Genomic DNA, 18,840 nt, shown 5'->3' with positions numbered 1-18,840 from the left:
ATGCTAAGTATACGCCAGAAACAAAGATTTTTTTAGGATAAATACCTAAATTTATCGTTTAAATGAATTTAATTTGATTTTTATTCTTTCGATGGATGCCTCTTCTTCTTTTCGTTGCATTTCTTTTTCATGATAGATAATCATATCTTCATAAAATTCAATCATCGCTTCGCCAAAGTGCGTAGAGGAAATATCATATAATTTTGATTCCAATACTTTTTGGTCACGAGGGACTTCACTTTTTATATAATCAATAAGTGCTGATGCGAAATTCTCATCGGTTTCAAATGTTTTCCCAAGGGAGGGATGATCAAACAAACGATTAAGATAAGCATTTCCCTCAATTACACAAGGTGTCCCTGAAGCCATTGCTTCCGTATAAGTTAAACCTTGTGTTTCTGAAGTTGAAGCACTAACAAAGTAATCAGCTGCTTTATAATACAATGCCACATCTTCGTTATCGACTTCTCCAGTAAATTGGACAAATTCATCCAATGCTAGTTCGTTGATTAGCTCTTGCAACTCTTCTAGGTAAGGCCCTTTGCCAACGATCACCATTCGTGCATTGGGATACGCTTTTAGAACTTGGGGGAACCCCTGGACCAATGCTTGAATATTTTTTTCATAAGAGATACGACTTAAAGATAAGATCATTAACTCATCATCTTTGATATTCAGCGATCCTCTGATTTCTTTGATAGCTTTTTGCGTGATTCCTTCCCTTTTAAATTTCTCAATATCGATCCCTGTAGGAATCACTCGAAGTGGTGCGACAACACCATAACTTCTTAATGTATCAATTACTCGTTCACTGGGACAGACAACTCCTGTTGTATGGTTAACAAATAAGCGGGAGAGATATCTGACATGAGATTGACGTATCACTTTGCCTTTAGCAATATAGTGTAGATAATCTTCATACATCGTATGATACGTATGGATCAATGGTATTTTCAGCTTTTTAGCAACCATTTTACCTAAAATCCCTGCACCAAATTCTGTATGAGTATGAATCAGTTCTAATTCAAGTTCCTTCGCTACTAAATAAGCGTACCACATACCTCGTACCACTATTCGTCGATCTTTAAAGGAAACGAATGGAACACTCGGCATACGAATGACGTCTTTTTCTATTTTATCAGCATTTGGATCGGTTGTCGTAAAAATATAGACTTCATGTCCATGTTTTTCTAGTTCATTTTTTAAGGTTTTGATCGATGTAGCAACTCCGCTTACCTGCGGAAAATAGGTATCGGTAAAAAAGCCAATTTTCATGATTTTTTGCCTCCAAACTACCCTTTATTATTTTGTCTTTCATTTATGGAAGAATCTACTTCTTCTAACACTTGTGTATACACCAGTTTCAGTTGCTCACCAATTTTCTCAATACTTCGTGCTTGGGCAGTCTGATATCCAGCTGCCACTAGACTAGGAACTTCTTCTTCCACGATCTTTTTGATCAATACGGTAAATTCTTCATTAGAGCGACCCATGTAACAATTTTTTTTATCTTCTAACCAGCCATCATAGACTGGAATGTCTCGTACAAGAACATTTTGCTTACTTGCTAGTGCCTCTAATACTACAATTCCTTCTGTTTCTTCATAAGACGGGAAGAAAAAAAGGTCAGCGCCTGAGTATGCACCCTCAATAATTTCTCCCCGAATATATCCTGGAAAGATCACATTATCTGGGTGTTCTTCTTTCACAATCTGTCGGATATTTTTTGGGATCGAATACATAGGTACATGTCCAAACCAAATAAATGTATATTCTGGGAGTTTTTTTGCAATTTCTACAAAATCAATGATCCCTTTACGAGCAAAAAAAAGGCCAACACAGATAATCACTTTCTGATCTGGTGATAATTTGAAATAGTCGCGAAATTTTTGTTCTTTGATTGGATCTGGTTGATATTTTTTTAGATCAATCCCATTTGATATCGATTGGATCGGTAAATCTATGCCGTAACTTTCCAGTAATCTTTTAGAATATGGCGTAGGTGTGATGAGATAATCCGCCTTTTGATATAATCCCACTAAATATTTTTTTACTAATGGCGATAATTGATTAGAGCCAATAAATGAGTTACGAAAATCTTCCTCTGTTGAGTGAGCATGATAAACGATCTTCTTGCCGTCTTTTCTTGCTTTATTGACCATATTGTGACTATTGATACCATATGTATTGATGTGTAAGATATCATAGTCATCTTTACTATCTAGCGTGTAGGGAATCCCCATTTCTTTTAGAGCACGTTTTTGGTGGTCAAGCGCTCGTCCAATACCAGATTTCGCAAGTATTTTTTCACTTTCAAAATATAATAATACCTTCACCTTACGTCCTCCTTCATTTATATAGTATAACATAGCGCTGAACCTGTCACTCAAACTTAAGCCCTATTTTAAAATAACTCTATTTTTCATTCCTTATTTTTACCTATATGTAAAAATCCCATTGTAAAAAGCTGATACAGCTACTATCGCTGTACCAGCTTTTACTCGTAATATTATTTTACGTATTCATTTACAAGTTCAACGACTTCTTCCATCGTGTCACATTCTTTCAAAGCACGATCAGCAAGTTCAGCCATCTTCGTTGTATCTAAACGTTTCATTAAACTACGTGTTTTCAAGATTGATGTTGCACTCATTGAGAATTCATCTAATCCCATACCTACAAGTAGCGGAACTGCGGTTTGATCCCCAGCCATTTCGCCACACATACCAGCCCATTTACCTTCAGCATGCGCTGCATCGATCACGTTTTTAATCAAACGTAAGATTGATGGGTTGTAAGGTTGATACAAGTATGAAACACGTTCGTTCATACGGTCAGCTGCCATAGTGTATTGGATCAAGTCATTCGTTCCTACTGAGAAGAAGTCAACTTCCTTAGCAAACTTGTCAGCTAAGACAGCTGCTGCTGGAATTTCGATCATGATGCCGACTTGGATCGTATCAGATACTTCCACGCCTTCATTCAATAATTTTTGTTTTTCGTCTTCAAAGATTGCTTTTGCAGCACGGAATTCTTTAAGAGTCGCTACCATTGGGAACATGATACGTAAGTTTCCATGAACAGATGCACGTAATAATGCGCGCATTTGCGTACGGAACATTTCGTCACCTTGTTCTGACAAGCTGATTCGTAATGCACGATAGCCTAAGAATGGGTTCATTTCATGAGGCAATTGTAAGTAAGGTAATTCTTTATCGCCACCGATATCCATCGTACGCACGACAACCGGTTTACCTTCCATACCTTCAAGAACTGCTTTATATGCTTCATATTGGTCATCTTCAGTTGGGAAATCAGGAGAATCCATGTACAAGAATTCTGTACGGTAAAGACCAACCGCTTCCCCACCGTTATTATGAACACCAACTAAATCTTTTGGTGTACCAATATTTGCTGCTAATTCAAAATGTTTGCCATCAGCAGTAACAGTTTCAGCATTTTTTAATTTTTCCCATTCTGCTTTTTGAGCAGCGTATTCAGCACCGATTTTTTCAAATTCAGCTTTTTGTTCAGCTGTAGGATCAACGATTACATCGCCTTCAATCCCGTTAACAGCTAACATGTCGCCTTCTTTGACTTTAGCAGTGATTTCTTTTGTACCTACGATCGCTGGGATTTCTAAAGAACGTGCCATGATCGCTGAGTGTGAAGTACGTCCGCCGATGTCAGTTACAAACGCTTTAACAAAATTGCGATCTAATTGAGCAGTATCACTTGGTGTCAAATCATGAGCAACAACAACTACTTCTTCGTTAATCATTGATGGATTTGGTAATGTCACACCTAGTAAATGCGCTAAAATACGTTTCGCAACGTCGCGGATATCAGCCGCACGTTCTTGCATATAAGCGTTGTCTTCCATAGCTTCGAACATACTGATATACATATCAGTTACTTCTTTTAATGCTGATTCAGCGTTTACGCTGTTATCATTAATGTTTTGTTTAATTTGACCAACCATTTCTGGATCAGACAGAACCATCAAGTGTGCGTCAAATACTTGCGCTTCTGCTTCACCTAAGCTTTGCGCTGCTTTTTCACGAATTTGTTGCAATTCTTCAGTAGATTTTGCTAAAGCATCATCTAAACGAGATGCTTCAGCTGCTGTATCTTCTACTGTTGTCTTACTGAATGTTAAATCCGGTTGAACTAGCAGGTAAGCTTTTGCAACGGCAACGCCGTCACTAGCGGCAATCCCTTTTAGCATTTCAACCATTATTCAGATAATCCTTCTTTCTTCATTGTATCAACGATAGCTGCCATTGCGTCTGCTTCGTCAGCACCTTCAGCTGTGATTGTAACGTCAGAACCTTGACCCACACCTAAAGACATAACGCCCATGATAGATTTCAAGTTTACTGATTTACCTTTATACTCTAAGTTTACATCAGAGTTAAATTTGCTTGCTGTTTGTACTAATAATGTAGCTGGACGTGCGTGGATTCCAGTTTCTGCTACTACGTGAAATTCTTTCTTTTCCATATTAATCGGTCTCCTTTAAGTGAGTGTTGTTTTTATGTGAGGGTTTTCTTTTTTAGCAGTTTACTAAGAACACTAATAAGTAGTACCCTTTCATTTGTAAAGATTACCATTTTTTCCCGATAGATACAACAGTTTTCATTTAAATTCAACTAAAAGTGTGGAAAATAATTAGCACTACTTTTAAAAATATGAATACATAGGATAACAACCGTATTCATTCTATCTCACTTCTTTTTTTAGTAGCTTTGATTCTCTTTACTGATCCCTCAGTAAACAAGCAAACAAAAATAGACTCTGCCAAGTGAAATATCTCCTTCTATTTATCATTTTTATCGAAGAACGACTTATTCATTTCTTCGTTTATTTTGAAAAACTAAATACTTGCACGCGCCCTAAAATTTAGTATAATTATAGCCAAAGGTCAATAATGGTCAATAACATTTTTTACCTTTTCAACTTTTGAGTAAATGAGGGTTATTCTTTTACCTTCGTAGTCACGCGTTGTAAAATAGAATGGAAACATGTGAATCATGTGAAAGGACGTGAATCATTTATGCTTTGTCAAAATTGTGGGAAAAATGAAGCAACGATCCACTTATATGCAACAGTAAACGGACAGAGAACGCAACTTGATTACTGTCAAAGTTGCTATCAAAAAATTAAAAATCAACAAAATGGAGGTCTGACTAGTATGGCTCAAAATGATCCTTTTGGTTTTGGCAGCTTGGACGACTTATTCCGCTCCATGTCCCGCCAAATGCAACAGCAAGGAAACTATGAACAAACTCCTCCAACCCAATTCGGTGGTAACAACAACTTTAACGGCGGTCAACCACCGCAACAAGGAAATTCCGAAGGTCTTTTAGGAGAATACGGAATCAACATCACCGAACAAGCTCGTCAAGGTGACATTGATCCTGTGATCGGCCGTGATGATGAAATCAAACGTGTGATCGAGATTTTAAACCGTCGAACAAAAAACAATCCGGTATTAATCGGTGAGCCTGGTGTTGGTAAAACTGCCGTAGTTGAAGGACTTGCACAAAAAATCGTAGATGGCGATGTGCCGCAAAAATTAATGGATAAAGAAGTGATTCGTTTAGATGTGGTTTCTTTGGTTCAAGGAACTGGTATCCGTGGACAATTTGAAGAACGGATGCAAAAATTGATCGAAGAAATTAAGCAGGCTGAAAATGTCATATTATTCATTGATGAAGTCCATGAAATTGTCGGTGCTGGTTCTGCCGGTGATGGGAACATGGATGCGGGAAATATTTTAAAACCAGCTCTAGCTCGTGGCGAACTACAAATGGTTGGTGCCACTACATTAAATGAATACCGCATCATCGAGAAAGATGCAGCTTTAGAAAGACGGATGCAACCGGTTCGGGTCGTTGAACCTTCTGTTGAGGAAACAATCAGTATCTTAAAAGGATTGCAAAAACGCTACGAAGACTACCATCACGTCAAATATACCGATGAAGCAATCGAAGCTGCAGCTATTCTCTCAAATCGTTATGTTCAAGATCGTTTCTTACCAGATAAAGCGATTGACTTGCTTGATGAAACTGGCTCAAAGAAAAACTTAACGATTCAAATCGTTGATCCTAAAACCATTGATAAAAAACTTGAAGAAGCACAGGAACAAAAAATCCAAGCTTCTAAAGAAGAAGACTTTGAGAAAGCCGCTTATTATCGTGACCAAATCAGTAAATTAGAAAAGATGAAAGAACGTCAATTAACGGATGAAGAAACGCCTGTTATCACAGAAAAAGATATGGAAAAAATTGTGGAAGAACGTACGGGCATCCCTGTTGGCGATCTAAAAGAAAAAGAGCAAACACAATTGAAGAATCTTGCGGCTGATCTAAAAGCACATGTGATTGGACAAGATGATGCTGTAGATCGTGTGGCAAAAGCTATTCGTCGTAATCGGGTTGGCTTGAGCAAGAAAAACCGCCCTATCGGATCATTTTTATTCGTAGGTCCAACTGGTGTCGGTAAAACTGAATTAGCCAAGCAACTGGCATTTGAATTATTCGGTTCCGAAGATTCAATGATTCGTTTTGATATGTCTGAATATATGGAAAAACACAGTGTATCTAAATTGATTGGTTCTCCTCCTGGTTATGTGGGCTATGAAGAGGCAGGTCAACTTACTGAAAAAGTACGTCGTAATCCTTATAGCTTGATTTTATTGGATGAAGTGGAAAAAGCACATCCTGATGTGTTACACATGTTCCTCCAAATTTTGGATGATGGCCGTTTGACTGACGCACAAGGTCGGACAGTAAGCTTTAAAGATACGATCATCATTATGACAAGTAATGCTGGTACAGGTAAAGTCGAAGCAAATGTCGGTTTTGGAGCAGCTCGTGAAGGTGTTACTCGTTCTGTTTTAAACCAACTAAACAATTACTTCACACCTGAATTCTTGAACCGTTTCGATGGAATCATCGAATTTAGTGCGCTATCAAAAGAAAACTTAATGACCATCGTTACCTTGATGCTAGATGAAGTCAATGAAATGTTAGCAGCACAACAACTGCATATCGAAGTGCCGACAAATGTCAAAGAAAAACTTGTTGACTTAGGCTATGACCCAGCAATGGGCGCACGCCCTCTTCGTCGAACGATCCAAGAACAAATCGAAGATGGAATTGCTGAATTTTATTTAGACCATCCTTCAATCCATGAACTAAAAGCAAAATTGGATAAAGAAGAAAAAATTGTGATCACTTCTAAACCAGAACGTTTAGTCAAAGAAACGACAAACGAGCCAACAAACTAAACATCTGACAAAAACTTCGCTTTGCGACTGATAAAAAATGAAGCACCCATGAAAAAGCGACAGCTTTTCTCACGGGTGCTTCATTGCTCAAAGCGGATTTTTGATTGTTTTTTGACAAAAAGCAAAATACTGTTCTTTTTATTAGAAAAAAATTATAATGAAATTAAGTTGTATCTAAAATCTACATAAAAGAGGTGAGCGACATGAAATTTGTCAATGTAACGAATAGTCATTCACGTTTGGTTTTAAACCAATTGGAAAATACAGATGCTCATATGGTGAAGGTTTACACTGCAGGCAATACAATGATTGTTTACACTGAAGCACCGGAACATAACGAGATTTTACTGATTAATGAAAAACGAAAAATACAACCCAAAGAAATTGAAGAAGTCAAAACGTACTTCCTCAATAAAATCCATGACGCCCTATATCAAGAAAACGAAATCCAAGTAATTGAATTAGATGACTTAGTTGAAATCTCGATTCCGAAACATCATCCCCACACTGAGGTTGCAATGTGATGATTACAAATAAACAAAAAAAAGAAACCTTTTTTAGAAGGATAGAAGGATAATGTTTGATTTTATCCTTGATCCAGCTCATTTATAGAGCTGGATCTTCTAAGATTGATTGGTTTCTTTTTTTGGTGTTTTTCCTAGTCGAACGATTGCCCTTACTTCGTTAACGATCGATTCATTATGCTCCCAACCTTCAACATCTAACAGCCTGCATAAACGCTGCATTTCTAACTTTTTTCTTGCTTTACGTTGTTTTCGTTGCTCCAGTGTTTCCATCCAACTCCCCCTTTTTTCTTTTTATATGTACACATCTTTATTTTAATTCATTTTATTTCAAAGAATTTACCAATTTTTTCTTTAAAATAAAAAAAACTTTCCACCAAAATTGTTGGAAAGTTTTTTTTGCTTTTTTGGTAACCTGTAATCAATGAAATGAGGCTGCGATAGCCTCTAAGATTCGTTGACTTGCGTAACCATCTCCATAAGGATTTTTGGCTTGTGCCATCTTTTCATAAGCCTTTACATCAGTTAACAATTGTTTTGTCTCGTCATAAACTGTCTCTTCGTCTGTACCAACGAGTTTTAAAGTTCCGGCTTTTACACCTTCCGGTCGTTCAGTGGTATCACGTAAGACAAGAACCGGAACACCTAAAGAAGGCGCCTCTTCTTGAACTCCGCCTGAATCAGTTAATATAAGATAACTTTTGGCTGCACAATTGTGAAAATCAATGACATCTAATGGTTCGATCAGCTGAACATTCTCATATTGTCCTAAAATAGTATCAGCTAATTCTCGTACTTGAGGATTTTTATGCATCGGAAAAATAATGGATACATCAGAAAATTCTTCAGCAATCCTTCCTAATGCTTGAAAAACGTTCGCCATTGGCTCGCCTAGGTTCTCTCGTCGATGCATTGTTACTAATAATTGTTTAGTGGAGCTGCTCGAAAGATGATCGCTTTTTTGATCCGCCACGATCGTGTACCTCATCGCATCGATCGCCGTATTGCCAGTAACGAAGATGTTTGCTTCATCGTGGTGCTCTCTTCTAAGATTATCAGCACTTTCACTGGTTGGCGCAAAGTAGAGATCCGCTAAAACGTCTGTGGCTTGCCGATTGATTTCTTCAGGAAACGGTGACCATTTGTTCCAAGTTCGTAATCCTGCTTCGACATGTCCGACTTTAATTTGTTGATAAAATGCTGCGGTCGCTGCAGCAAATGTTGTGGTCGTATCTCCATGAACTAAGACGATATCAGGCTGTTCTGCTTGTAAGATTGGTTCTAATGATAAAAGAACTTTCGTTGTAATAGCGGTGAGTGTTTGATTGACACTCATCACATCTAGATCGTGATCAGGAGTAATTTCAAACACTTCTAACACTTGGTCTAACATTTCACGGTGCTGGCCTGTAACCGTCACGATTGATTCAAAGCGCTCATCTTTTTCTAGTGCTTTGATCAAGGGTGCCATTTTTATTGCTTCTGGGCGTGTTCCAAAGATCGACATTACTTTAATCATCATTACATTCCTCCGAATTACTTAATTATTCTCTCCACTGTACTTCATAATCTCCCTAAAGCACCATCTTGTTGACGAGTACTTTACATTAAACTTTTTAATTTGACATCTGGATACTTGTCAGCAAACCAGCGTTCAGCAAACTGGTTCTCGAACAAGAATAATGGCTGATCAAAACGATCACGTGCCAAGATATTACGACTAGAACTCATCTTCTCATCTAAATCTTCTGGTTCGATCCAACGGGCAATCTTATGACCCATAGGTGACATGATCACTTCTGCATTGTATTCATTTAGCATCCGGTATTGGAATACTTCAAATTGAAGTTGTCCAACTGCGCCAATGATATATTCTTCCGTCAAATAAGTTTTATAAAGTTGGATCGCACCTTCTTGGACTAACTGATAGATACCTTTATGGAATGATTTTTGTTTCATTACATTTTTAGCAGTAACTTTCATAAATAATTCAGGAGTAAAGGAAGGCAATTCTTCATACGCCACCTTTAATTTCCCTTCATAAAGGGTATCACCAATTTGATAATTTCCCGTATCATAGACCCCGATGATATCCCCTGCCACAGCATTCTCGACATTTTCTCTTGAGTCAGCCATAAACTGAGTCACATTACTTAATTTCAATTTTTTACCTGTTCGTTCTAATTGAACATCCATTCCACGTTCAAAAGTTCCAGAACAGATTCGCACAAAAGCAATCCGATCTCGGTGAGCTGGATTCATATTGGCTTGGATCTTAAAGACAAAACCTGAAAATTCTTCTTCATAAGGACTAACTTCTTGTCCTGATTGTGTTTGATGTCCGTAAGGTGAAGGGGCTAATTCCACGAAGGTTTCTAAAAATGTTTGCACACCAAAATTTGTTAACGCTGAACCAAAGAAGACCGGTGTCTGATCTCCCCGAGCAATTTTTTCTTCATTAAAAGAATCTCCTGCTTCTTTCAACAATTCTACTTCTTCAAGAACTTGTTCATACAATGAATTTTCCGTCAAAGGATGGCCTTCTGGCAACAATCCTTCTTCATCCAAGGCAACAAGGCGCTCATCATTATAGTTTTCTGGACGATAAAACTCAATACGATTATGGTGGATATCATAGAGTCCTTCTAAGCCTTTCCCCATACCAATCGGCCAATTCATTGGATAAGACTCGATATCGAGCAACTCTTCCAATTCTTCTAAAAGTTCTAATGGTTCGCGACCATCTCGATCTAACTTATTGATAAAGGTAAAAATAGGGATTCCTCTTTTTTTAACGACTTGGAATAATTTTTTTGTTTGAGCTTCAATCCCTTTGGCACTATCGATGACCATAACCGCACTATCGACAGCCATCAATGTCCGATACGTATCTTCAGAAAAATCTTCATGCCCTGGGGTATCTAAGATATTGACTCTTTTACCATGATAATCAAACTGCATCACAGAACTGGTAACTGAGATTCCACGTTGCTTCTCAATTTCCATCCAGTCAGATTTTGCAAAGTTACCAGTCTTTTTCCCTTTGACAGTTCCTGCCTGACGTATTGCGCCACCAAATAAAAGCAATTGTTCAGTAATCGTTGTTTTACCAGCATCCGGATGGGAAATAATCGCAAACGTGCGTCGGTTATCTACTTGTTGTTTTAAGTTAGGGTTATTCATGTTTTACTCCATTTCTGTTACATCATTATCATCTTATTCGTCATCCTGTTCGAGGAATGATCGAACTAGCTATCTCAACTTACCAAGTATATCATGGAAACTATCAAAAAATAAACACTTGTTATGAGTCTTCTCTCTTTCTCTGTTGAATATCATATAAACGACTTTTTCAATAGGAGAAAATAAAGCTTTTCCTGCTACTACAACAACTGAAAACAGATTAAACGAAAAAAGTTGAACTTGGAACAGGCTTCTGTTCCAAGTTCAACTGTCTATTACGATAATCAGAGGCAACAACTCGACAATCGTTCATTCTTTTTACAACCTGATTTTTGATCATTTCTGTACTCAAATTAGTAAAAACAATCTTTATCTTCTCGGCTCATTTTCATCAAAATCTTTATAAAATAAACGACGTTCCTCATCTGGTTCCACAATTTCTTCTTTAGGATCATGGAACACCACGCGAATTTTTAAAATTCTAGAACCTTCCATTTCTTCAGAAGTCAAGGTAATGTTGTCTACATCAAACGATAATTTTTCTCCCTCATCAGGGATCATGCCCAAAGCAGTGATTAAATAGCCTGCCATCGTATCGACATCGCTCATGTGCAAGTTACTGTCAAATACTTCGTTGAACTCATCGATCAACATTCGTCCTTGGATCACGTATTCATGTTCAGCAACCTTTTCATATAATTTTTCGACTTCATCTGATTCATCATCAATTTCACCGACGATTTCTTCTAGTAAATCTTCTAAAGTCGCTAAACCAACGACTCCACCATATTCATCCAGTAAAATAGCCATCTGGTTTTGAGTTTTTTTCATTTCGTACAAGAGATCATCAATGAATATTGTCTCTGGTACAAATAAAGGTTCTTGCATGATTTTTTGAATATTTAAATGTTCAAAGCCAAATTTATGAGCAGCTTTCAATAAGTTTTTCGTATGAAGAATCCCAACAACTTTGTCTTTGTCTTCATTATAGACCGGAATCCTTGAATAATTTTCTGATAAAACTTCATTGACATTCTCTTCAACGGAGTCATTGATATCGATCATAAAAGCATCTGTTCGAGGAACCATTACTTCCCTAGCTACTTTGGTATCTAAAGAAAAAACACCTTGCAGCATTTCTAACTCTTCATTATCAAGTACACCTTCAGTTTCCAACATATACCGCATTTCATCTCTCGTCATTTTTGAATCTTCATCATCAAAAGTCATTGGTGTGACACGAGCTAGTAAACTAGTCGATGCAGATAACAACCAGACGAAAGGTTTGGCAACCACACCGATCAGACGGATGATCCCTGAAGTAAAGTTGGCTACTTCTTCTGATTTGTTCAAGGCGATTCGTTTAGGATACAATTCACCAAAAACAATCGATACGTAGGTCAAAATAGCTAAAACAATAATATTGGCAATATTTCTTGCTGCTACACTACCACCTAATAATGGTGCTAATTTTTCTGATAATGTATTGGCTAACGAAGCACCGGATAGGATATTGACTAACGTGATTCCTACCTGGATCGTTGACAGAAAGTTATTTGGGTTCTGCAATATTTTTAAAAGCTTTTGAGATTTAACATCTCCTTCTTCCGCTTTTTGCTCGACTCGATTTTTGTTGATCGAAACAACAGCAATCTCGGAAGCAGCTAAAAAAGCATTGATCAAAGTTAAAATGATCAGTAATAAAATTTGCGCTAACAGCGACTGACTCTCAGGGTCAGCATTCATAATCGCATTCTCTCCTTATATTTTTTAATTTTTTTGTTTACGATAGAAAAAAAGCGTGACTATAAAGATAGCCACGCTAAAATGTTATCACAAAGAATTTTTCTTTGCAATAAAAACAACTATGAAGCAATTAGTCGGAATTGCTGATACGTTATTCCAATGTCGTTGCAATTTTTTTCTTTTTTTCATTTTGCTGGTCTTCTTTAACAATTTTGATGACATAAGAAATAATCGTCTTACAAATGGCATAAAACGGTACACCTAAGAAAATCCCGATTAACCCAGCAATGTTTCCTGCTACTAATAACACAATGATGATCGTTAGCGGATGGATTTTTAATGATTTTCCGATGACATTTGGATAAATCACATTTCCATCCAATTGTTGAACGATCAAGACAACGACACAACAAAGTAATGCTTTAACAGGATCATTGAATACGGTCACTAAAAATGCTGGAGCTAAGCCTAGGTAAGGACCTAGATAAGGAATCAAATTAGTCAAACCAGCGATAACGCCAAATAAAAAGGCATAATTGACCCCTAGAATCAGATACCCCAAAAAAGTAAATGTTCCGACAAAAAGACATTCAATCGCTTGACCACTAATGTAGTTAGCTAATGTTTTGTTCAATTGACCAAGTAATTCAACAATTTGATCTCTTCTCTTTTCAGGAAAGAATTTCTTGACTGTCGGAACCATTTTTTCTCCATCTTTCAACATATAAAACAAAATAAATGGAGCTGTGATGATCACGATTGTAGCTGAAGCGATCGTACCGACAAGCGATCCTAAGCTGTTTGAAATCCCGCTGAGGAACTGTTGGATAATCTTAGCATAAGAAATATCTAATTGATTCAAATAATGATTGATATCTACTTCTTTAAAGATCGGTAGTTGGGCCATATTATTTAACCAAGTCTCTACACGACTAATAAAGTCAGGAATATTCGATGCGATGGATGAAATTTGTTGGATCAAGCTAGGAATCACGCTGAGCAAAATCCAGATGATCGCTGCGACAAGCAAAAGTAATACGATTGCTACCGCCCAAATGCGTTTGATTTTGATTTTCATCAATAGTTTGACAATAGGATTCAACAAATAATACAAAAATCCAGCAATCAAGACTGGTGCGAATAATGTTGAGAAAAACGTTCCAATTGGTTGAAAGATAAAATTGATTTTTGAAGAAACCAAGATCAACGTGGCGATAATGAGTAATTCGCAAGACCAAAACATCAATTTTGATTGTTTCAATTTTTCAAACAATATACTTCCTCCTTTCGTCTTTTTTACTAGTATATATTATTTGTGTGAAAATTTCTTTTATTCTTACTGATATTTGTTTTTTTATCCACTTTTCATTTTATTTTCTTTACAGTATACTAAACGAATGAAAGGTGGGTTTCGGATGAAAGTCGTTCAAACAAAAGATACATTAAGTGATATTTACCTTGATGCCGTTCGTATTAGAAACCAAGTTTTTGTCAAAGAACAAGGCGTTCCTATAACTAGAGAAATTGATCAAAATGAAGCACATTGCATCCACTTTGTTCTTTATTCAGACCAAAATCTACCTTGTGGGACCGTTCGGCTATTACCATTAGAAAATGGAAAAATGAAGTTACAACGAATGGCGATTCTTGCAGATTATCGTCATCAAGGATTAGGTCAAATTTTAGTAGCTGAAGCTGAAGCTTTCGCCAAAAGTCAAGGATATAATACGATTTTGCTAGGCGCCCAAGCAACAGCTGAGAATTTCTATAAAAAATTAGGATTCACTGCTTATGGAGAACCATTTGAAGATGCTGGTATTGCTCATATCGCAATGAAAAAAGGCTTTTAATTATTGACAGGCTATCAAAGAAAGGATCATCCCTTGTCCTTTTTCTTCCATCATCAGTGTCTATGTTGAAGAACCCATAGCAAAAAAGCAGTAAGCGCAAAACTTTTGCGCTTACTGCTTTTTTTTGTTTACTTGCGCGACAATTGCTTGTAACGGTTATACCAAATATCAATATAGCCTTCGGAGAAAGGGCCCTCACCATTATTGATCCAGTCAACCAAGATCTTCACGTTTTCTTTTAGGATGAAGTCGATATCATTCGGATAATTCATCATTTGGCTATGCATCTCATATTCATCGACATCTAGTAATCGTTTCTCTCCATCAGGAAAAACTTTGATATCTAAATCATAATCAATATACTTCAATGCCTCATCGTCCAGCAAAAAAGGTGAAGCTAGATTACAATAATAGGAAACCCCCTTTTCTCGAATCATTGCTATTACATTGAACCAGTATTTTTTGTGAAAATACACAATTGCTGGTTCTCGAGTCACCCAACGACGTCCATCAGACTCTGTAACTAGAGTATGATCATTGACACCGATCATCGAATGCTCACTTGTTTTTAATACCATGGTATCACGCCACGTTCGATGCAATTTGCCGTCATGTTTGTAACTTTGGATCGTTACAAACTCACCTTCTTTTGGGACTCCCATAGCAACCCTTCCTTACGCAGCATCTCATGCTTTGTGTTTGGGTGTTCATTACACCGACATCGTAATTATTATATCAATAAAAAAGAGCTTTGCCTAGAAAGGATTACTATTGTTTCGATTTTTCTCTAATTGTTCGTTTAATTTTACCTGTACTTTTGGAAAAGCCACGTTATCGAAGTCTTCTGGTAATAACCATTGTGTTATTTCAGTTTTAGGAAATTTGTCATTTGATTGAGAAGGTATTCGACCGTAAAATAGTAATACGTGCCATTTCAAATGGCTAAAGATATGCGTTACCTCTCCCAAATGCCGCTTTTGCCAAATCAATTGTTCTTTAAAATGAAAGGGTAGCTCCGTTTCTTCTTCTGCAACTTTGTCTTGATCGAATAAGCTTGGTTCATGAGATTGAGCCCATTCAGCTTGCAACCATTCGTATTTCTCTTTTGTGACTTCGACCATCGGGAACGTCCACATGTTTGCTAATAACCTTTGCGTATGTCGTTCCTCAAAATAATAGGCTCCCGCCTCATTTTGAATCGCTGCACACACATAATAGACATCTTTCGGTTTGGCTTTCTTTGTTTTTACTGGAAACGAGGTTTGCTCATTTTTTTTGTAAGCTAAGCAAAATGATCGGATCGGACATGATTCACAATTAGGTGAAGTAGGTGTACAAATGGCCGATCCTAGGTCCATCATTGCTTGGTTAAACTCACCAGGATGCTTTTCATCAATGATCTTACGCATCGCCTCATCAAAAATTTTCCGACTAGAAGCTTTGGCGATGTCAGCTTCAATACAAAATAAGCGACTCACGACTCTCATGACATTCCCGTCGATTGCTGGTTCTGGCAAACCAAAAGCAATACTTGAAATAGCGCCTGTAGTATAAGGGCCAATCCCTTTCAATGAACTGATTTCTTCTGGTGTTTGCGGCATACGTCCATCAAATTCTGTCATGATCTGTTGGGCCGCAGCTTGGATATTTCGAACGCGAGAATAATACCCTAATCCTTCCCAAGCCTTTAAAAGTTTTTCTTCTGGTGCCGCAGCTAACGCTTCAATCGTCGGAAACCATTCCATAAAGCGATAAAAATAAGCAATTACCGTATCTACACGGGTTTGTTGAAGCATGATTTCAGAAATCCAGATACGATAAGGATCACGATCATAGCGCCAAGGTAGATTGCGTTTTTCTTTTTCGTACCAGCCAACAAATTGCGTTTGAAACTGTGCGATTTCCTCTTCCGTCCATTTTTCCCATTCTTTATTCACTTGCTTCTTCCTTTTCTACGATAAATCGTTGGATCATTTCTAAATCAAATCCTTTTTGATATAAGCTTTGTTTGATTTTTAAATTACGTTTTTTCGGTTCAAATCTCTCGTTTTTACGCCATAACTTGTCCCCTTGTGAAACTAATGCTTCATATTCAGCGTCTTCATCCGTTTCTTGTGGTAAATGGGCGATGGCTTGTTGGATCGCCTCTTGGGTGAATCCCTTGGTCATCAAGTTTTGTTGAATTTTTCTAAAAAGTTCTTTATGACTTTTCCCATGATTTTTATTGAATAATTTTTCTGCCGTCTGCGCTGCTATCGCTATTTGTTCTTCTTCTGGATATTGCAACAGTGCCTGCTCGACAATTTCCGGTTTCAAACCTTTTTGTTGTAATTGCTGAGCTATTTTTTTTGGTCCTTTGTCACTTAGTCTTACATTTGTCCGTACGTAGCTTTCACCATAGACGAGGTCATTGATCAAATCTAATTCCTTTAAACGATCCACGATCTTATTACGGTCAGCTAGTTCAATCTCTTTTTCTTTCAAATAAGTTCTAATTTCTTTTTCTGAACGCAATTGATAGCTTAGGTAATTGAGCGCTTGTTGGAGACCAAAGTCAAACCCACTGCTTTTCTTGATTTCCTCAATTGTTTCTTCTGTTAATTCTTGTCCCTTTAACAAGCGGTAACGCACCAAGATATCTTCTGAAACCTTCAAAGAATCTCCTTCAGATAATTCGACTTGATAAAATGGACCTTTGCCTTTACTGATCCTAGTAACTGTTATCATTGAGTTACCTCCTCGAACGTATATTCTTATCATAACATAGAAAATCCCCATCGCTATTAATAATATGTTAGAATAAAACCACACTATTAGAAAAAAGGAAGATACTTATGACAGAAACCATTGTCAAAAACGGCCAAACCATCCCTTTAAAAATCAAACGACTGGGTATCAACGGTGAAGGGATCGGTTATTTCAAACGTTTGATCATCTTTGTCCCTTATGCACTGCCCAAAGAAGAAGTTCTTGTCAAGATCACGAAAGCAACACCTCGCTATGCGGAAGCTCAGTTAATCAAAGTCAAAAAGCAAAGCAAGGATCGAGTGGTGGCGCCTTGTCCAGTGTATTATGAATGTGGTGGCTGTCAGCTTCAACATTTAGCATATCAGGCGCAACTTGATTTCAAAAAAGATTTGCTTATGCAAGCGCTAGAAAAATTCAAACCGGCCGGCTTTCGTTCTTACGAATTACGTCCAACGATTGGCATGGAAGAACCATGGCATTACCGAAACAAAGCACAATTCCAATTAAGAAAAAATAAGAAAACACAACAAATCGAAGCTGGGCTATATCAAGCAAATTCCCATGAACTTGTGCCATTAATCGATTGCTTAGTTCAAGAACCACAGACACAAAAAGTGATGAATACGGTCGTCGAGTTATTGAATAAGTATGACCTTCCTATCTATGATGAACGGAGCAACAGTGGCATTTTTCGGACGATCATGGTACGTGTTGGAATAAAAACGGGTGAATTACAAGTTGTATTTATTACTCGCAGTCAAAAATTTCCACAAAAAAATGCAATCATCCGTGACATTAACCAACAATTGCCAGAGGTTGTTTCAATCATGCAAAATGTTCAACCTGCTAAAACTTCCCTTGTAATGGGCGATGAAACAATCCACCTTTGGGGAAAAGATGCTATTGAAGAACATCTCAATGAAGTTACTTTTGATCTCTCACCACGAGCTTTTTTCCAGTTGAATCCGCAACAAACAGAAGTCCTTTATAATGAAGGAATCAAAGCACTCGCGATCCAACCAAATGAAACGATCGTAGATGCTTACTGTGGTGTGGGAACGATTGGTTTAAGTGTAGCAAAACAAGCGAAAGAAATCCGTGGAATGGATGTGATTCCTCAGGCTATTGATGATGCACGTAAAAACGCTCAACGTTTAGGGTATACTAATACCCATTATGAAGTTGGAACTGCTGAAGATTTATTACCAAAATGGCTTGAAGAAGGATTTGAACCAGATGGGATCATTGTCGATCCCCCTCGTACAGGGCTTGATTCTCAGTTGATTCAATCGATCCTCAACTATCCGCCAACGAAATTAGTATATATTTCCTGCAACGTCTCAACCTTAGCACGAGATCTGGGACAATTAAGTAAGAAATTCAAAGTGGAATATTTGCAGTCAGTGGATATGTTTCCCCAAACGGCTCGATGTGAAGTCGTTGTAAAATTGACTAGAAGATCAAGTGTTACCAGCAAAAATTAGTTGAACTTTTT

16 protein-coding genes are annotated in these 18,840 nt (G+C 37.4%); 4 read left to right on the top strand and 12 right to left on the bottom strand.

Annotated elements, in window-relative coordinates; translation table 11 throughout:
- Positions 1-51: 51 nt before the first annotated feature.
- The 4 genes from IGL30_RS03830 to IGL30_RS03815 all read right to left on the bottom strand — a co-directional run bounded on the left by IGL30_RS03830 (position 52) and on the right by IGL30_RS03815 (position 4,503).
- A complete protein-coding gene (locus IGL30_RS03830; RefSeq protein ID WP_088745500.1) occupies positions 52-1,275 on the bottom strand; it encodes a glycosyltransferase family 4 protein in 1,224 nt (407 codons plus the stop codon).
- A 17-nt stretch (positions 1,276-1,292) separates the two neighbouring features.
- Positions 1,293-2,336, bottom strand: coding sequence for a glycosyltransferase (locus tag IGL30_RS03825; RefSeq protein WP_205216260.1), 1,044 nt, complete (start codon positions 2,334-2,336; stop codon positions 1,293-1,295).
- 173 nt (positions 2,337-2,509) lie between these two features.
- Positions 2,510-4,237, bottom strand: a complete 1,728-nt coding sequence (ptsP, locus tag IGL30_RS03820; protein WP_010719684.1) for a phosphoenolpyruvate--protein phosphotransferase — start codon at positions 4,235-4,237, stop codon at positions 2,510-2,512.
- Positions 4,237-4,503 carry a phosphocarrier protein HPr gene (locus IGL30_RS03815; RefSeq protein ID WP_010719685.1) on the bottom strand — a complete coding sequence of 89 codons (267 nt, stop codon included), beginning with the start codon at positions 4,501-4,503 and terminating at the stop codon, positions 4,237-4,239. Before IGL30_RS03815 ends, ptsP begins: the two co-directional genes overlap by 1 nt.
- Positions 4,504-5,056: 553 nt before the next feature.
- Here IGL30_RS03815 and IGL30_RS03810 point away from each other — a divergent pair.
- Both IGL30_RS03810 and IGL30_RS03805 read left to right on the top strand, forming a co-directional pair.
- A complete protein-coding gene (locus IGL30_RS03810) occupies positions 5,057-7,294 on the top strand; it encodes an ATP-dependent Clp protease ATP-binding subunit (RefSeq protein WP_088745504.1) in 2,238 nt (745 codons plus the stop codon).
- 203 nt (positions 7,295-7,497) lie between these two features.
- Positions 7,498-7,818 (top strand): DUF1827 family protein, encoded by a 321-nt coding sequence (locus IGL30_RS03805; RefSeq protein ID WP_010719687.1) that lies wholly within the window; start codon positions 7,498-7,500, stop codon positions 7,816-7,818.
- A gap of 99 nt (positions 7,819-7,917) precedes the next feature.
- Here IGL30_RS03805 and IGL30_RS03800 read toward each other — a convergent pair whose 3' ends face one another.
- The 5 genes from IGL30_RS03800 to IGL30_RS03780 all read right to left on the bottom strand — a co-directional run bounded on the left by IGL30_RS03800 (position 7,918) and on the right by IGL30_RS03780 (position 14,020).
- A complete protein-coding gene (locus IGL30_RS03800) occupies positions 7,918-8,091 on the bottom strand; it encodes a hypothetical protein (RefSeq protein WP_010719688.1) in 174 nt (57 codons plus the stop codon).
- 148 nt (positions 8,092-8,239) lie between these two features.
- Entirely contained in the window at positions 8,240-9,340 is a 1,101-nt protein-coding gene (gene wecB, locus IGL30_RS03795; RefSeq protein WP_088745761.1) for a non-hydrolyzing UDP-N-acetylglucosamine 2-epimerase, read from the bottom strand.
- An 80-nt stretch (positions 9,341-9,420) separates the two neighbouring features.
- The gene (locus IGL30_RS03790; protein WP_123875132.1) at positions 9,421-11,001 is read right to left on the bottom strand and encodes a peptide chain release factor 3; all 1,581 of its coding nucleotides are present in this window, start codon (positions 10,999-11,001) and stop codon (positions 9,421-9,423) included.
- A gap of 369 nt (positions 11,002-11,370) precedes the next feature.
- Positions 11,371-12,747 (bottom strand): hemolysin family protein, encoded by a 1,377-nt coding sequence (locus tag IGL30_RS03785; RefSeq protein WP_010719693.1) that lies wholly within the window; start codon positions 12,745-12,747, stop codon positions 11,371-11,373.
- 151 nt (positions 12,748-12,898) lie between these two features.
- Positions 12,899-14,020 carry an AI-2E family transporter gene (locus IGL30_RS03780; protein WP_010719694.1) on the bottom strand — a complete coding sequence of 374 codons (1,122 nt, stop codon included), beginning with the start codon at positions 14,018-14,020 and terminating at the stop codon, positions 12,899-12,901.
- Between the two features lie 142 nt (positions 14,021-14,162).
- On the opposite strand from IGL30_RS03780, the gene IGL30_RS03775 reads away from it, so the two are divergent.
- Positions 14,163-14,597, top strand: a complete 435-nt coding sequence (locus tag IGL30_RS03775) for a GNAT family N-acetyltransferase (RefSeq protein WP_088745762.1) — start codon at positions 14,163-14,165, stop codon at positions 14,595-14,597.
- A gap of 128 nt (positions 14,598-14,725) precedes the next feature.
- Here the strand turns inward: IGL30_RS03775 and ntdP are convergent, their stop codons facing one another.
- The 3 genes from ntdP to recX form a co-directional block, all read right to left on the bottom strand.
- Positions 14,726-15,259: a nucleoside tri-diphosphate phosphatase gene (gene ntdP / locus IGL30_RS03770; protein WP_010719696.1), complete on the bottom strand. Its 534-nt coding sequence runs from the start codon at positions 15,257-15,259 to the stop codon at positions 14,726-14,728.
- Positions 15,260-15,352: 93 nt separating this feature from the next.
- Complete coding sequence (mutY, locus tag IGL30_RS03765) at positions 15,353-16,534, bottom strand: A/G-specific adenine glycosylase (RefSeq protein ID WP_088745763.1); 1,182 nt, start codon at positions 16,532-16,534, stop codon at positions 15,353-15,355.
- Positions 16,527-17,324, bottom strand: coding sequence for a recombination regulator RecX (gene recX / locus IGL30_RS03760; protein WP_088745764.1), 798 nt, complete (start codon positions 17,322-17,324; stop codon positions 16,527-16,529). The genes mutY and recX overlap by 8 nt, the downstream gene beginning before the upstream one ends.
- Before the next feature lie 107 nt (positions 17,325-17,431).
- On the opposite strand from recX, the gene rlmD reads away from it, so the two are divergent.
- Positions 17,432-18,829, top strand: a complete 1,398-nt coding sequence (gene rlmD, locus IGL30_RS03755; protein ID WP_088745765.1) for a 23S rRNA (uracil(1939)-C(5))-methyltransferase RlmD — start codon at positions 17,432-17,434, stop codon at positions 18,827-18,829.
- Positions 18,830-18,840: the final 11 nt, after the last annotated feature.

It is taken from the genome of Enterococcus sp. DIV1089c, assembly GCF_050530965.1.
Taxonomy (GTDB): domain Bacteria; phylum Bacillota; class Bacilli; order Lactobacillales; family Enterococcaceae; genus Enterococcus_B; species Enterococcus_B hirae.
The sequence above is the reverse complement of the archived record's forward strand: the minus strand, read 5'-3'. Positions and strand labels throughout refer to the sequence as shown.

Excerpts from the sequence above, each read along its gene's own strand:
- IGL30_RS03830 (WP_088745500.1), bottom strand. The coding sequence starts at position 1,275 with ATGAAAATTGGCTTTTTTACCGATACCTATTTTCCGCAGGTAAGCGGA.
- ptsP (WP_010719684.1), bottom strand. The coding sequence starts at position 4,237 with ATGGTTGAAATGCTAAAAGGGATTGCCGCTAGTGACGGCGTTGCCGTT.
- IGL30_RS03815 (WP_010719685.1), bottom strand. The coding sequence starts at position 4,503 with ATGGAAAAGAAAGAATTTCACGTAGTAGCAGAAACTGGAATCCACGCA.
- IGL30_RS03810 (WP_088745504.1), top strand. The coding sequence starts at position 5,057 with ATGCTTTGTCAAAATTGTGGGAAAAATGAAGCAACGATCCACTTATAT.
- IGL30_RS03805 (WP_010719687.1), top strand. The coding sequence starts at position 7,498 with ATGAAATTTGTCAATGTAACGAATAGTCATTCACGTTTGGTTTTAAAC.
- IGL30_RS03800 (WP_010719688.1), bottom strand. The coding sequence starts at position 8,091 with ATGGAAACACTGGAGCAACGAAAACAACGTAAAGCAAGAAAAAAGTTA.
- wecB (WP_088745761.1), bottom strand. The coding sequence starts at position 9,340 with ATGATGATTAAAGTAATGTCGATCTTTGGAACACGCCCAGAAGCAATA.
- IGL30_RS03790 (WP_123875132.1), bottom strand. The coding sequence starts at position 11,001 with ATGAATAACCCTAACTTAAAACAACAAGTAGATAACCGACGCACGTTT.
- IGL30_RS03785 (WP_010719693.1), bottom strand. The coding sequence starts at position 12,747 with ATGAATGCTGACCCTGAGAGTCAGTCGCTGTTAGCGCAAATTTTATTA.
- IGL30_RS03775 (WP_088745762.1), top strand. The coding sequence starts at position 14,163 with ATGAAAGTCGTTCAAACAAAAGATACATTAAGTGATATTTACCTTGAT.
- ntdP (WP_010719696.1), bottom strand. The coding sequence starts at position 15,259 with ATGGGAGTCCCAAAAGAAGGTGAGTTTGTAACGATCCAAAGTTACAAA.
- recX (WP_088745764.1), bottom strand. The coding sequence starts at position 17,324 with ATGATAACAGTTACTAGGATCAGTAAAGGCAAAGGTCCATTTTATCAA.
- rlmD (WP_088745765.1), top strand. The coding sequence starts at position 17,432 with ATGACAGAAACCATTGTCAAAAACGGCCAAACCATCCCTTTAAAAATC.